General features: G+C 56.8%; 14 protein-coding genes and 1 riboswitch. Of the genes, 6 read left to right on the forward strand and 8 right to left on the reverse strand.

Annotated features, from left to right (window positions below; translation table 11 throughout):
* Positions 1-14: 14 nt before the first annotated feature.
* A complete protein-coding gene (locus CKV94_RS05200) occupies positions 15-494 on the reverse strand; it encodes an outer membrane lipoprotein (RefSeq protein ID WP_003824545.1) in 480 nt (159 codons plus the stop codon).
* A 340-nt stretch (positions 495-834) separates the two neighbouring features.
* On the opposite strand from CKV94_RS05200, the gene CKV94_RS05205 reads away from it, so the two are divergent.
* Entirely contained in the window at positions 835-1,803 is a 969-nt protein-coding gene (locus CKV94_RS05205; protein ID WP_035580868.1) for a DUF4189 domain-containing protein, read from the forward strand.
* A gap of 175 nt (positions 1,804-1,978) precedes the next feature.
* Here CKV94_RS05205 and CKV94_RS05210 read toward each other — a convergent pair whose 3' ends face one another.
* From CKV94_RS05210 to CKV94_RS05225, 4 genes are all read right to left on the reverse strand, one after another.
* On the reverse strand, positions 1,979-2,695 hold the full coding sequence (locus tag CKV94_RS05210) for a hypothetical protein (protein WP_003824552.1): 717 nt from the start codon (positions 2,693-2,695) through the stop codon (positions 1,979-1,981).
* A gap of 47 nt (positions 2,696-2,742) precedes the next feature.
* Positions 2,743-3,945: a tryptophan synthase subunit beta gene (trpB, locus tag CKV94_RS05215; RefSeq protein ID WP_003824554.1), complete on the reverse strand. Its 1,203-nt coding sequence runs from the start codon at positions 3,943-3,945 to the stop codon at positions 2,743-2,745.
* Positions 3,946-4,041: 96 nt separating this feature from the next.
* The gene (locus CKV94_RS05220; protein WP_003824555.1) at positions 4,042-4,980 is read right to left on the reverse strand and encodes a DMT family transporter; all 939 of its coding nucleotides are present in this window, start codon (positions 4,978-4,980) and stop codon (positions 4,042-4,044) included.
* Between the two features lie 212 nt (positions 4,981-5,192).
* A riboswitch (TPP riboswitch) is annotated at positions 5,193-5,287 on the reverse strand.
* Positions 5,288-5,516: 229 nt separating this feature from the next.
* Positions 5,517-6,101 carry a hypothetical protein gene (locus CKV94_RS05225; RefSeq protein WP_003824557.1) on the reverse strand — a complete coding sequence of 195 codons (585 nt, stop codon included), beginning with the start codon at positions 6,099-6,101 and terminating at the stop codon, positions 5,517-5,519.
* 141 nt (positions 6,102-6,242) lie between these two features.
* On the opposite strand from CKV94_RS05225, the gene CKV94_RS05230 reads away from it, so the two are divergent.
* The 4 genes from CKV94_RS05230 (at position 6,243) to accC (ending at position 9,116) form a co-directional block, all read left to right on the forward strand.
* Entirely contained in the window at positions 6,243-6,461 is a 219-nt protein-coding gene (locus CKV94_RS05230; RefSeq protein WP_003824558.1) for a YdcH family protein, read from the forward strand.
* 261 nt (positions 6,462-6,722) lie between these two features.
* Positions 6,723-7,178, forward strand: coding sequence for a type II 3-dehydroquinate dehydratase (aroQ, locus tag CKV94_RS05235; RefSeq protein ID WP_003824560.1), 456 nt, complete (start codon positions 6,723-6,725; stop codon positions 7,176-7,178).
* Between the two features lie 36 nt (positions 7,179-7,214).
* Positions 7,215-7,676, forward strand: coding sequence for an acetyl-CoA carboxylase biotin carboxyl carrier protein (accB, locus tag CKV94_RS05240; RefSeq protein ID WP_049258028.1), 462 nt, complete (start codon positions 7,215-7,217; stop codon positions 7,674-7,676).
* A 60-nt stretch (positions 7,677-7,736) separates the two neighbouring features.
* Positions 7,737-9,116, forward strand: a complete 1,380-nt coding sequence (gene accC / locus CKV94_RS05245) for an acetyl-CoA carboxylase biotin carboxylase subunit (RefSeq protein ID WP_003824564.1) — start codon at positions 7,737-7,739, stop codon at positions 9,114-9,116.
* A gap of 67 nt (positions 9,117-9,183) precedes the next feature.
* Here the strand turns inward: accC and CKV94_RS05250 are convergent, their stop codons facing one another.
* Positions 9,184-9,657 carry a DUF6585 family protein gene (locus CKV94_RS05250; RefSeq protein ID WP_035580873.1) on the reverse strand — a complete coding sequence of 158 codons (474 nt, stop codon included), beginning with the start codon at positions 9,655-9,657 and terminating at the stop codon, positions 9,184-9,186.
* A 302-nt stretch (positions 9,658-9,959) separates the two neighbouring features.
* On the opposite strand from CKV94_RS05250, the gene CKV94_RS05255 reads away from it, so the two are divergent.
* Positions 9,960-10,925 (forward strand): S49 family peptidase, encoded by a 966-nt coding sequence (locus CKV94_RS05255; protein WP_003824566.1) that lies wholly within the window; start codon positions 9,960-9,962, stop codon positions 10,923-10,925.
* Between the two features lie 218 nt (positions 10,926-11,143).
* Here the strand turns inward: CKV94_RS05255 and CKV94_RS05260 are convergent, their stop codons facing one another.
* The gene (locus CKV94_RS05260) at positions 11,144-12,541 is read right to left on the reverse strand and encodes a dihydrolipoyl dehydrogenase (protein WP_003824567.1); all 1,398 of its coding nucleotides are present in this window, start codon (positions 12,539-12,541) and stop codon (positions 11,144-11,146) included.
* Positions 12,542-12,719: 178 nt separating this feature from the next.
* Positions 12,720-13,475, reverse strand: a complete 756-nt coding sequence (locus CKV94_RS05265) for a glutathione peroxidase (RefSeq protein WP_003824569.1) — start codon at positions 13,473-13,475, stop codon at positions 12,720-12,722.
* Positions 13,476-13,653 lie beyond the last annotated feature (178 nt).

Consider the following 13,653-nt stretch of genomic DNA (forward strand, 5'->3'; position numbering starts at 1 on the left):
CCGGCCAAACAGCCTCAGTAAGTTGAATATTGCCCCGCCGGCAGCACGCGGGTGACGCCGTTGGCACCTTGCAGCACGCGTACGCGCTGGCCGGGCTGGAATTGGATGTCGTCTTTCTGCACCACGGAAATCGCATCGCGCGAGCCTTCGAGCTGAACTACGATTTCATAGCCGCGTTGGCTGTCGAGCCCGCGGGTGAGCGACTGGGTACCCAAACCGCCCACCACCGCGCCCAAAATCGCGCTCACTGCCTCGCCCCGGCCTTTGCCGAAATTGCTGCCGCCGATGCCGCCGAGCAGCGAGCCGGCGGTGGTAAGCAGCGCGTTGTCTTCGCCGCGGATGGTGGTGGGCGTTACTGACAGCACTTCGCCGTAATATACCCGGGCGGTATTTTGCGCTTGGGAAGTGGTGTATTGCAGGGCGGAGCTGTTGGCGCAGCCGCCCAGCAGCAGGGCGGCGGATACGGCAGCAGCAAGCAAGCGTGAAGTAGACATGGGATTCTCCTGAAATGTGATTAAACGGGCGGGATTATATAGCGGATAATATTATAGTGGATGAAATTCAAACAAAGCGAGGCGGCAACGCCGTATGGGTTTAAAGTGAATCCGCTATATGTTTCGATCTGGCGGAATGCCTGCTTGCCCGGCCAAATGAGGCTACCTGAAAGTTGGGATGGTTTCTGCAAATCCGTTTCAGGTAGCCTTATGCCGCTTGGTGCAAGTTTTAATTGTCGGCAAATTTATTTAATTTTTGCTATGGTTTCGGCCTGCCTTGCCGTATCATGCGCGCCGCATGGTTTAGTGTGCCAACATTCAATCTTAAACGGAGAGTATTGTGTTCCCCCAACCTTTTTCCCTGAAACGGTTGCTGCCTTGGGCGGCTGTTTTATTGCTGGCCGGCTGCGCCACCACCATCCGCCCGACCGACACCCTGCGCTGGCGCGGCAAAGACATCAGCGATTTTGTTGCCGAACGCGCCCATCGCATGCCCGATATCGTGCGCCGCAACTGCGTGAAAAATAATGAAGTGCGCAACCTCTATGCCTGGCGTATTGATCTCTACGAAATCCGTCAGGCCTATGTAGGCCAATCCGGCAATGTGCATTATTACCAAAACTACCGCCATTACAACGACTACGAATACCGCATCGTGGTAACTAAGCCAGACGGCACCATCCTTTCAGTGCGCGATACCGCTTTTGGCAATGCCGATAAAGAATACGGCTGTGAAGAATACCGCGAAGAGCTCAAGCCGCAAAACAGACCGCAGGCCGCTGATAGGGCGAGAACCACCCGTGGCGCAGCCAATCAAGCCAACACGCCGGCCAAGCCCCGCGTGTGGCGCGCCATTGCCATGAATGAAAACAACGCCGAAGTCATCTACCCATCCGCCGCCCACCCCACCGAAGAAGCCGCCAAAGCCGATGCGCTGCGCCAATGCCAACGCGCTTCCGGCAATCAATGCGGCGTGTGGCAGCGGTTTAGCAATATGTGTTTCGGTATGTCGGTGGGGCAGAAAAACGGCCGGCTCACCCATTTTCCTGCTGTTAGCCTAGATGCCCAGCATGCCGACTATGCCGCTATCCAAAACTGCCGCAGCAGCGGCGGCACGCAATGCGATCTGTTTAAACACAGCGTTTGCGCCCTGCCTTGCGACATCACCAAAAACGGCTGCTATTTCGATCAGCCGCTCTTGGGCAGCTATGGCCATTTCAACGGCCAAGTGAAGCCGGTGGGCTTGGATAAGCCGGATGAAGAATTAGACGAAAGCATCCTGCGCATCATCATGCGTCATCCGCGCTAGAGCGTTTGGCAGAAGATACGAAAAGGCTACCTGAAAGCATAAGCTTCAACGCAGTTAAAATGAGCTCTGCGCGTTGCTGCGAAGCTGAAATTTCAGGTAGCCTTTTTTATGGCCGGAAGCAAATGGGTTGAACCGAGCGATTTGAGTAGGAAAATGCCGGATTGGCCGTGTTGGGCTACGGTTGCTCATCCAACATTTGCTGCAAAGCGGCAAACAGGTTGGTGCCGTTGGCAAATTGATAGAAATCGGGGCGGCCGGCCAGGAAATGGCGCAGTTCGCCGTATCGCTGCAGGCGGCACAATACCAGCGCATAGAGTTCATTTTCCATGCCGCCTTGTAACGGGCGACTTTGCATGAAGAGGCAGAAACCCTCTAAGTCAGGCACTTGCTGTGTAAAGCTGGCAATGTCGGCTTCTATTTGCCCGGCAGTCTGCCGCACCCAATCCAGCATTTGCTTAAGCGTAAAGTGGGCGAAGTCGGGTTTTTGTATGCACCACTCGTCTTGTATCCCCGTTAAGCACAGTGACGGTTCGCCATTGAGCCGGCGGCTGAAGCTTTTTATCATCTCTTCTTCGCCGAACAGTTTGAAAAACAACGAATCCAGACAATCCGGTTTGGCTTCTATGCGGATGGATACACGCTCACTGATGGGTTTGCCGTCAAACACGGCCACCAAATAAACCTGGACAACGCTGAAAATGTAGCCGTCTTTAACCCAATAAATAAAACCGCCGGAGGCCGTCTGAAAGCCGCGCGTTTTGAGTTCGGCTTTAAATAATTGTTCCAGCCATTGGCGTTTTACGCTGTCGCGGAATTTTTCGCGCCCGCGTTCGGCTTGCACTTTGTCCCAAGCTTTGAGTAGAGAGGCGGGGAGGCGGTGAATATCCGGCATGATGATACAGGTAAAATTTCAGGTAGCCTCAAAGGCTACCTGAAACCTTACAACTCAATCCCTTTCAACTTCGCCACAGTATTGATGTCTTTGTCGCCGCGCCCCGACAGGTTCACCAGAATCACTTGGTCTTTGCCCATCTTCGGTGCGTTTTCCACCGCCCAAGCCACGGCGTGGCTGGATTCCAGCGCGGGGATGATGCCTTCAAAACGGCACAGCAAATCAAACGCTTCCAGCGCGGCATCGTCATTCGCCGCATGGTATTCCACACGGCCGATGTCGGCCAAATGGCTGTGTTCCGGACCGATGCCGGGGTAGTCCAGCCCTGCGGACACGGAGTGCGTACCCAAGACTTGGCCGTTTTCGTCCTGCATCAGGTAGCTGCGGAAGCCGTGCAATACGCCGATGGGGGCTTTGCTGGTAATCGGCGCGGCGTGGTCGGGGGTGTCCACGCCCAAACCGCCGGCTTCCACGCCGACGAGGCGCACGTTTTCTTCGCTGATATACGGGTGGAACAGGCCGATGGCGTTCGAGCCGCCGCCGACGCAGGCAACGGCGACGTCGGGCTGTCTGCCGATGGCTTCCTGCATCTGCGCTTTGGCTTCGTTGCCGATAACGCATTGGAAATCGCGCACCATTTCGGGATACGGCGCGGGGCCGGCGGCGGTGCCGATGATGTAGAACGTGTCGTCCACGCGGGCAACCCATTCGCGCATGGCTTCGTTCATCGCGTCTTTCAGCGTGCGGCTGCCGCTGTCGACGCTGATCACGTTCGCGCCCAACAATTTCATGCGGAACACGTTCGGCGCTTGGCGGATGATGTCGTCCGCGCCCATGTAAACATGGCATTCCATGCCGAAGCGTGCGGCGACGGTGGCAGAAGCCACGCCGTGCTGCCCCGCGCCGGTTTCGGCGATGACGCGTTTTTTGCCCATGCGGCGGGCGAGCAGTGCCTGACCGATGGTGTTGTTGACCTTGTGCGCGCCGGTGTGGTTCAAGTCTTCACGCTTCAACCAGATTTGCGCGCCGCCCAGATGCTCGGACAATCGCGCGGCATGGTAAACGGGGCTGGGGCGGCCGACATAATGCTTCAAATCGTGGCGGAACGCTTCCCAAAACACGGGATCGTTTTTCGCGGCTTGGTAGGCCGCTGCCAATTCTTGCAGGGCGGGAATCAGGGTTTCGGCAACGTACACGCCGCCGTGTTCGCCGAAAAAGCCCTTCTCGTCTGGGGCTTGGTAGTTTTGCATGGTTCGTCCTTTAGTAATGGGGTAGAAAGGCTACCTGAAAATGCCAAACCCGTTTCAGGTAGCCTTCATGAATATCAAGGACTCCATTCTAACCGCTTATTCCGCGCTTTCCAAAGCCCGTTTTCTCGCCGCGACCCATTCCGAAGCCGCAATTCCCGCCGCCACCAAGATTAAGGCCGTGAGCACATAGCCGCCCAAGCGCTCGTCTGGAAAGGCCGCCGCGCCCACCAGCGCGCCGAACACCGGCAGCAGGTTCATTGTGAGCGCCGCCCGCCCCGCGCCAATCGCAATCACGCTTTCCATATAAAACAGCTTGGACAAAATCGCAATAAACACAGCAACATAAAGCAGCAGCAGCCAAGCCTGCCACGGCGGCATTCGAAAGCCTTTCTCCACCCCTTCCCACACATAAAACGGTGCACTCACCCCCACCGCCGCCACACACATAGCCCACAGCAGGCTTGCCCAATGCACCTTCGGCGCAGCGCGCAGCGCCAGCGAATAGCCGGCATAAATCAAAGAAATCACCAACGCCAGCGCATCCCCTTGCGACAAACCTGTTTCCAGCAGCGCGGCCGGATTGCCCCGGCCCACCACCCATACCACGCCCGCAAACGACAGCCCCACCCCCAGCCATTGCAGCCAATGCGCCCGCGTGCGCCAAAACAGCACCTCCGCGAGCAACACCATCACCGGAATCAGCGCCGTGATAATCGACACATTCACCACCGCCGCCCCGCGTGCAAACGCGCTGTAGAGCACGATATTAAACAGCGCAAACCCGCTACCGCCCACCAACAATAGCCACAACGCACGCGGTTTGAGCACAGGCAAATCCTCCCGAATCCGCGCGCGGAACAGCCACGAAAGCAGCAAAGCCGCCAGCACCCAGCGCCAAAACGTAAACTCATAAGGCGAAAGCCAAGCTTTGCCCAGCTTGCCCGCCACATTGCTCGTGGCCCAGAACGCCGGTGCCAAAAACAGCATCACATAAGGGTGCGGCAGGCCGTTTGCCTGCCAAATACGGAAACGCATGGTTTAATCCTCTTGCAACAGCCCGCCGCCAGCGGAAGGCTACCTGAAAAATATTTACTGCGAAAACACAGTTGCTTACGGGTGAAGATTGCGTGCCATGCTCAGGATGGCAGGCAACAAAAAACGCCCCGATCAATCGGAGCGCATCATCACGTTGCCGCGGCAGAATCTGCTCTACCGCCTGCGGCCAATCAAACCGGGCAGTATCCCGCCCAAACCGGCCGCGAGTTCCCTCCGTCGGCATTAACCGGTTCAGGTGCAACGGGTATGTTCTCAGCCGCACAAGGCAGCACCCCGACTCAAGGGGGCGGATTATAGTGGAATTCCCAATCCGCTGCTATGGCGTGGTGCGCCTAGCTGTATTGTTCATGCTGCCTGCGGCTGGCCGCCTTGTAGCAATATAGTGAATGAGGAATTTCACGATATGGTTTTCTGCGGCACGTTTTAGAGGGGCGGGGTTGTACGCAGCTATTTGAAGTGCCGAATCTTTCAAATTTTCAGGTAGCCTCAAGCCGCCTTGAAAGGCTACCTGAAAACTATACCAATCCTGCCATCTCGAAAAACGCTCGATATGCCGCTGCCTTTTTCTGCAAACTCAGCGGATACGCCCGCGAGGTGGAAGGCAGACGGGTGAGGGTGAGATGCCGATTGGCCAAAGTGAAGGGCAGCGTTTCGCCGGTTTTCGGCATTTTCGGCGCATCGGGCAGCAGGGAGAGCAGCACTTCGGTGGCCTTGCCGCCGGTGGTGCATATATGGCGGCAGCGCGGCAGCCGGGCGAGTACGGCGGGCAAATCTACGGTTTCCACCACGCGCAGGAATTTGTCGGAAGCATTATCTTGCTCGCGCACGGCTTTGAGCACGGTGGGGCAGGAGGCGATGCCGCGCTCGTGCAGGAAGGCTTTGATTTTTTCCGCGTCAAATGCTTTTTCGCCTATTTTTTGGAAGTGCGCGGTATCGTTGAAGAACACGAGCCCGTACACGCGCCACATATCGTTGATGAAATTGGGATAGTGAAACAGCATGGCGTGCTTTTCCGCCTTGGGCGGGAAGGTGCCCATCATCATCACGGTGGCTTCGGGCGGCAGCAGGGCGGGGAAGGGGTGGCTTTCGATTTCGGGCATGTCGGCAATGCAATAATTTGGAGGGGTTCATTATAAAGCGAATAAAAGCGGGAGCCGTTCGATTTTTCCCGCCGGCTATGATAAAGTAGAACCAAGATAAAAAGTTTGTTCAACCCTTACCCACTCGAAAGCGAGAAAATAATGTTCCCAGAATATCGCGACCTCATCAGCCAGCTCAAACAATCTGACAAACGCTTTGCCCGCCTGTTTGACGAACACAATGAGCTGGACGAAAAAATCGCCAATATGGTCAAAAATCCGGTTACCGGCAATTTGGACGAAGTGGAAGTGCTGAAAAAACAGAAGCTGCATTTGAAAGACCAGCTCTATCAAATCCTGAAACAGCACGACAAAAAATAAGGCCTGATTAAAAACAGGCTAAGAAGGCTACCTGAAAGTTTGGCTTCGCAGAACTTGGCTGCGCTGCGTTTCAGGTAGCCTTTACTGCTTTAAATACGGCCGAAGCTGCCGCTTAACAAACTCTGCCGTTTCCATACAGATAAATACAAAAACTGGACATTTCCCCCACTATCGCCGAAAATAAGCATCTTGCCCGCCAGTGGCAAACCGCGTTTTAATGCGCAAATATTCATTTCAACCGAATTTAAACCGACCTCCAGCATGAAACCCGCCATCCTCGTTATGCACGGCCCCAACCTCAATCTTTTGGGGCAGCGCGAACCGGAAATCTACGGCCGCACCACCCTTGCCGACATCAATGCCGGCCTGCAGGCGTGCGCCGAAGCTGCCGGTTTTGCCTTTGAAGCCGTGCAGAGCAATGCCGAAGCCGTGCTGATTGAGCGTGCCCAGGCGGCCATGGCCGACCATACCGCCTTTATCATCATCAACCCGGCAGCCTACACCCACACCAGCGTCGCCCTGCGCGATGCGCTTGCTGCCGCCGGCAAACCCTTTATCGAAGTCCACCTCTCCAACGTGCACGCCCGCGAGCTCTTCCGCCGCCATTCCTATTTTTCTGATTTGGCGCAGGGCGTGATTTGCGGGCTGGGTGCACACGGCTACTCCGCCGCGCTGGATTTCGCCATTGAATACTTGCAACAAAAACAGGCCGGCTAAAGCCCGGCTCCGAATCCCTTAAAAGGACCTCTAATTATGGATTTACGCAAACTCAAAAAACTCATCGACTTGGTGGAAGAATCCGGCATTGCTGAGATTGAAGTAACCGAAGGTGAAGAAAAAGTGCGCATCACCCGCTCGCTGGCCGCGCCGCAGCCCGTGTATGCCGCTGCGCCTGCCGTGGCTGCCGCTCCGGCTCCCGCCGCGGCCGCTGCCGCACCCGTTGCAGCCGCAGGCGCGCCTGCCGCCCCCGCCCGTGATTTGAGCAAAGCGCAAACCTCTCCTATGGTAGGCACTTTCTACCGTGCCCCCGGCCCGAACGCGCCGGTGTTTGTGGAAGTGGGCCAGAGCGTGAACGCCGGCGACACCTTGTGCATCATCGAAGCCATGAAGCTGATGAACGAAATCGAAGCCGAACGCAGCGGCGTGGTGAAAGAAATTCTGGTGGAAAACGGCCAGCCGGTAGAGTTTGGCGAGCCGCTGTTTATCATCGAATAATTTTTCAGGTAGCCTCCTGCTGCGGCATAGAGGCTACCTGAAAACCATAAGGCAAAGATTATGCTGAAAAAAGTCCTCATCGCCAACCGTGGCGAAATCGCCCTGCGCGTATTGCGCGCCTGCCGCGAAATGGGCATCGCCACCGTGGCCGTGCATTCCACTGCCGACAACGACAGCCTGCACGTTAAGCTGGCCGACGAATCCGTCTGCATCGGCCCCGCCCCCTCTGCGCAGAGCTATCTGCACATTCCCTCCATCATCGCCGCCGCCGAAGTAACCGGCGCCGATGCCATCCATCCCGGCTACGGTTTCCTGGCCGAAAACGACCGCTTTGCCGAGCAGGTGGAGGAATCCGGCTTCATCTTCATCGGCCCGCGTGCCGACACCATCCGCCTGATGGGCGATAAAGTGTCTGCCAAAAAAGCCATGCTCGAATCCGGCGTGCCCTGCGTGCCCGGCTCGGACGGCGCACTTCCCGACGATCCCGACGAAATCCTGAAAACCGCCGAACGCGTGGGCTACCCCGTGATCATCAAAGCTTCCGGCGGCGGCGGCGGGCGCGGCATGCGCGTGGTGGAAAAACGCGAAGACCTGATTAAGGCCGTGGAAATGACCAAGGCCGAAGCCGAAGCCGCCTTCGGCAATCCGATGGTGTATATGGAACGCTTCCTTCAACGCCCGCGCCATGTGGAAGTGCAGGTGCTGGCCGACGAGCACGGCAACGCCATTTATCTGGGCGAGCGCGACTGCTCCATGCAGCGCCGCCACCAAAAAGTAATCGAAGAAGCACCCGCACCCGGCATCACCGCCAAAGAGCGCGAGAAAATCGGCAAAGCCTGCGTGGCCGCCTGCAAACGCATCGGCTACCGTGGCGCCGGCACATTTGAATTTCTGTATGAAGACGGTGAATTTTTCTTCATCGAAATGAACACCCGCGTGCAGGTGGAACACCCCGTAACCGAGCTGATTACCGGCATCGACATCGTGCAGGAACAGCTGCGCATCGCCGCCGGGCTGCCGCTGCAATACAAGCAAAAAGACGTGGTGATCCAAGGCCATGCCTTCGAATGCCGCATCAACGCCGAAGACCCCTACAGCTTCATCCCCAGCCCGGGCTGCATCACCAGCTGCCATCTGCCCGGCGGCTTCGGCGTGCGCGTGGACAGCCACATCTACCAGGGTTACCGCATCCCGCCGAACTACGACAGCCTCATCGGCAAAATCTGCGTGTATGGCAACGATCGCGAGCAGGCCATCGCCAAAATGCGCGTTGCCCTCTCCGAGCTCACCGTGAGCGGCATCAAAACCAATGCCCCGCTGCACGACGACCTGTTCCGCGACCCCGGCTTCGCCAAAGGCGGCGTGAGCATCCATTATCTGGAGCACTGGCTGGAAGAGCGCAAAGCCCAGCTGCAAGCTGAGAAGCAGGCTGGAAAATAGTTTGTTGTGATCAGATGAATAAAAGGCTACCTGAAATTTTCAGGTAGCCTTTTTCTTCTTAATCCGCTTAGTGGAAGATGACGTCGTCTTCATCATCCTGAAACAGGAATTGCGCGATGAAATTGTAGAAATCTCTACGTGGCTTCCAGTTGTTTTTCAGCAGCACGCGGCCTTGCGGCGTATCGATGCGGGCGTGCATAAACGAGCCGGGTGATTCGATTTGCGAGAATTTAGATTGAATGCCGCGAATTTCCCGATACACCACAACGTGTTCTTTAAACAGGGTTTGCAGGATAAAGCCATGTTCGTACAGCGTGAGGCGCGATCTGAACTGCCCCACTACATAAATGCCGTACCAAGCGATGAACAATATGTTAAACCAGCCCACAGCATTGGCAGGGTCGCCTGAGGCGCGGATGTCTTTGCCTATGCCCGCATTCAAGATAAACATCAGGAGCAGGAAGATAATGGTGGCGAGGAAGGTCCAAGTGAGGGTGTGGCGGAAGGTGGCGAGCTGCCGGCCTAGTTTGCGGTGGCGCATGGCGTGTGTCCATTTAAATTTATAAGAGGGCGGATTGTAATATAAACAATCAATATCTGCTTGTTTTGCTTCATTTCTGCCTTTTCGGGTAGCCTGTAGGCAACAGTGGGCAGCGAATATGAATGAATACCTCCATTCCGCTTGCAGCTTGCCCAAGGCTACCTGAAACTGCTGTTGCCCTCGCGTGTTACAATAATTGTTCTTCCCCGCCGGAATCAGGTGCATACCATTTTAGCTTTGTTGAAGCGAATGCTTTCAGGTAGCCCTCCGGTATCTACATCACTCTAAGAAAGTTACCAGCCATGAAACACATCATCCACCGCAATAGCGAGCCAAACAGCGGCAACTGGGAGCGCGACACGCTGGAAAAACTCCTGCTCGAAGCCTACCGCGAGCAGCGCCGAGCCCGTATTTGGAAGCTCATTTTCCGCCTGTTGCTCATCGCCTTTCTGGCCCTCTATCTGTTTGCCATTTTCGGCAATATAGGCAGCCTTAATCCCGCCGCTGCCGGGCCGCATACCGCCGTAATCCGCTTAGAAGGCGCGATTACCGCCGGCGAAAACCAGGCCGGCAAACTGCGCCAAGGCCTGGAAGCTGCCTATAAAAACAAACAGGTGCGCGGCATCATTATCCGCGCCAACAGCCCCGGCGGCTCGCCCGTGGTATCCGGCGTGGCCTACCGCGAAATCCGCCGCCTGCGCGCCGAGCACCCCGGCATCCCTGTGTATGTGGTAGCCGAAGATATGTGCGCCTCCGGCTGCTACTACATCGCCGCCGCTGCCGATAAAATCTATGCCGACCAATCCAGCATCGTCGGCAGCATCGGCGTGGTCGGCAGCAGCTTCGACCTCACCGGCCTGATGCACAATATGGGCATCCAACGCCGCCAGCGCACCGCCGGCAGCAACAAAGGCATGGGCGACCCCTTCAGCCCGGAAACCCCCGAGCAAACCGCTATCTGGCAAGGCATGCTGGACGACATCCATCAGCAGTTCATCAAAGCCGTGCGCGACGGGCGCGGCAAACGCTTGAACGAAGCGGATAATCCCGACCTGTTCAGCGGCCGCGTGTACACCGGCAACGAAGCGCTCAAAACCGGCCTCATTGACGGCCTGGGCGATATCTACAGCGTATCGCGCGACATCATCAAAGCCCCCGAGCTGGTGGACTACACCCCCGCCGACGACATCAGCCGCCTGTTCAGCAAAGGCGTAGGCGCCAGCGTGCGCCAAGGCTTGCAAGAAGTGGTACAGGAACAGCCGTGGTAGGCATTTAGTTTGCTGCCTTGGTATAAAAAGGCTACCTGAAACTATCTTCAAGCAACATACACTTTTTTATGCCCGCCACAAGCAAATACAAAAACGGCAAACGGAATCAATCCGTTTGCCGTTTTGTTTCTCACTTCGTTGCCGCTGCGCTTTATTAACGCCATAGCTTAGATGAGGCTCAGCCTTGGCTGCGCCAAGACAGCGCTTTCAGGTAGCCTTTAGGCCAGTTTGGCGGCTACGTCGCGCAGGGCGGTGCGCAGGCCTTCTTCGATTACGGGATGATAGAAGGGCATGTCGAGCATTTGCGGCACGGTCATGTGCTGCTGGTGCGCCCAGGCGAGGAGGTGGGCGATATGTTCCAGCGCGGGGCCGATGCCTTCGGCGCCGAGGAAGCGGCCGGTTTCGCGGTCGGCATACACACGCAGGCTGCCTTGGTTTACCAGCATCACGCGGCTGCGGCCTTGGTTTCGGAAGGATACTTGGCCGGCTACGAGCTTACTGCCATATTCTTTTTCCAGCTGGGCAAAGCGCGCGCCCACGCTGATGATTTGCGGGTTGGAGAACACCACGCCGATCATGCTGCGGCGTAGGCCGTCCCGTACATCGGGGTAGCGGCCGGCGTTTTCACCGGCGATTTTGCCTTGGTCGGAAGCTTCGTGTAGCAGGGGCAGCTGGTTGGAGGCGTCGCCGGCAATGAAGATGTGCGGGATGTTGGTTTGCATGGTGCGCGGGTTGGCTACGGGCACGCCGCGTGCATCTTTCTCGATATTGAGGTTTTCCAGCCCGATGTTGTCCACATTGGGGCGGCGGCCGATGGCGGCGAGCAGGTATTCGGCGGTGAATACGCCGCTTTCGCCGTCTTGCGTCCATGCCACTTCCACTTGGCCTTTATCGTTGAGCCGGGTTTCGGTTTGGGCGTTGAGGTGCAACGGGATTTCTTGGCCGAAGATGGCTCTGGCGTCTTCCAGCACCACGGGATCGGAAATGCCGCCGATGAGGCCGCCCAGGCCGAACATTTCCACGCGCACGCCGAGGCGGCTCAGGGCTTGTCCGAGTTCGAGGCCGATTACGCCGGTGCCGAATACGGCCACGCTTTCGGGCAGGGTGTCCCATGAGAATACGTCGTCGTTGATGACGAGGCGATCGCCCAGCGCCTGCCATTGCGGCAGCACGATGGGGCGGGAGCCGGTGGCGATTACAATGCGTTCGGCGCGGATTTGGGTGTGGTCGTCGATTTGCACGGTGTGCTCGTCGATGAATTTGGCCTGCCCCATGATGCGGCGCTCGGCCGGCCAGGCTTCTACGTCTTCCAGCACGAAGCCGACGAAGCGGTCGCGCTCGGATTTGACGCGATTCATCACTTCTTCGCCGTTTACGCTGATGCTGGATTTGTCCAGATGCACGCCGAAGGGATCGGTGTGCAGGGCGTGGTGGCGGGCTTCTGCGGCGGCAATCAAGAGCTTGGAGGGCATGCAGCCGACGCGGGCGCAGGTGGTGCCGAAAACGTGGCTTTCGATGAGATAAACGTTTTCGGTGTGGAGGCGGGCGTTGCGGAAGGCGCCCATGCCGGCGGTGCCGCCGCCGATAACGACGACGTCTGCGGTGAGGTGTTTCATGTCTACTTTCCTTATGTGGGAAGACCTTTCAGGTAGCCTGTATGGCTGGCAAAAGGCTACCTGAAAATATCGGCTGCTGCGGTGTAACAGGCTGCCTGAAAGGTCTTGGGAAAAGAGCCGCCCTATTCGGGCGGCTCGCAAAGCTATCTACTGTATTGGCAACTGGATAGCTGGAAAATTAGGCGTGTTTGGCCAGGTATGCGTCTAGGTCTTCGCTGCCGCCGATGTATTTGCCGCCGATGAACACTTGCGGGGCGGTTACTTTACCGGTGATGGCGCGTACAGAAACGATGCTGGCGTCTTTGCCCAACACGATTTCTTCGTAGGCCAGGCCTTTTTCCTGCAAAGCGGCTTTAGCTTTGGCGCAGAAGGGGCAGCCGGGTTTGGTGAAGATGGCGATGGATTCTTGCGGTTTCCAGTTCGGGGCCACGAATTTCAGCATGGTGTCGGCATCGGAAACTTCAAAGGGGTCGCCTTCTTTGATCGGCTCGATGAAAGCTTCTACGATTTTGCCGTCGTCCACCAGCATAGAGTAGCGCCAAGAGCGGGGGCCGAAGCCAATGGCTTCTTCGTTCACTTCCATGCCCATACCGCGGGTGAATTCGCAGTTGCCGTCCGGGATCATGGTGATGTTGTGGGCTTCTTCGTCGGCAGCCCAGGCGTTCATTACGAAGGTGTCGTTTACGGATACGCACAGGATGTCGTCGATGCCGTTTTCTTTAAATGCAGAAGCCAGCTCGTTGTAGCGCGGCAGGTGGCTGGAAGAGCAGGTAGGGGTAAACGCGCCGGGCAGGGCGAATACCACTACTTTTTTGCCTTTGAACAATTCGTCGGTGGTGACATCTTTCCAAGAATCAGCCACGCGGGTGTGGAAGGTTACGTTCGGAACTTGCTGACCAACCAATTGGTCGCGGGATTTGATGTTGATAGACATATAGAGCTCCTTATATCAGGGTGTCAGAAATAATGCGGATGAATTTGCGAGATACGGTGTATCGACAGGGCGGCATTCTAGCCGCCGCCAGGCGATTTGTATAATTTATAGTTCAAATAATATGAATTGCTTTGATCTATAAATAGCTCGCGTGCACCTTGTCGGTGCGTATATACGG

The sequence above is a fragment of the Eikenella corrodens genome (genome assembly GCF_900187105.1).
Classification (GTDB): domain Bacteria; phylum Pseudomonadota; class Gammaproteobacteria; order Burkholderiales; family Neisseriaceae; genus Eikenella; species Eikenella corrodens.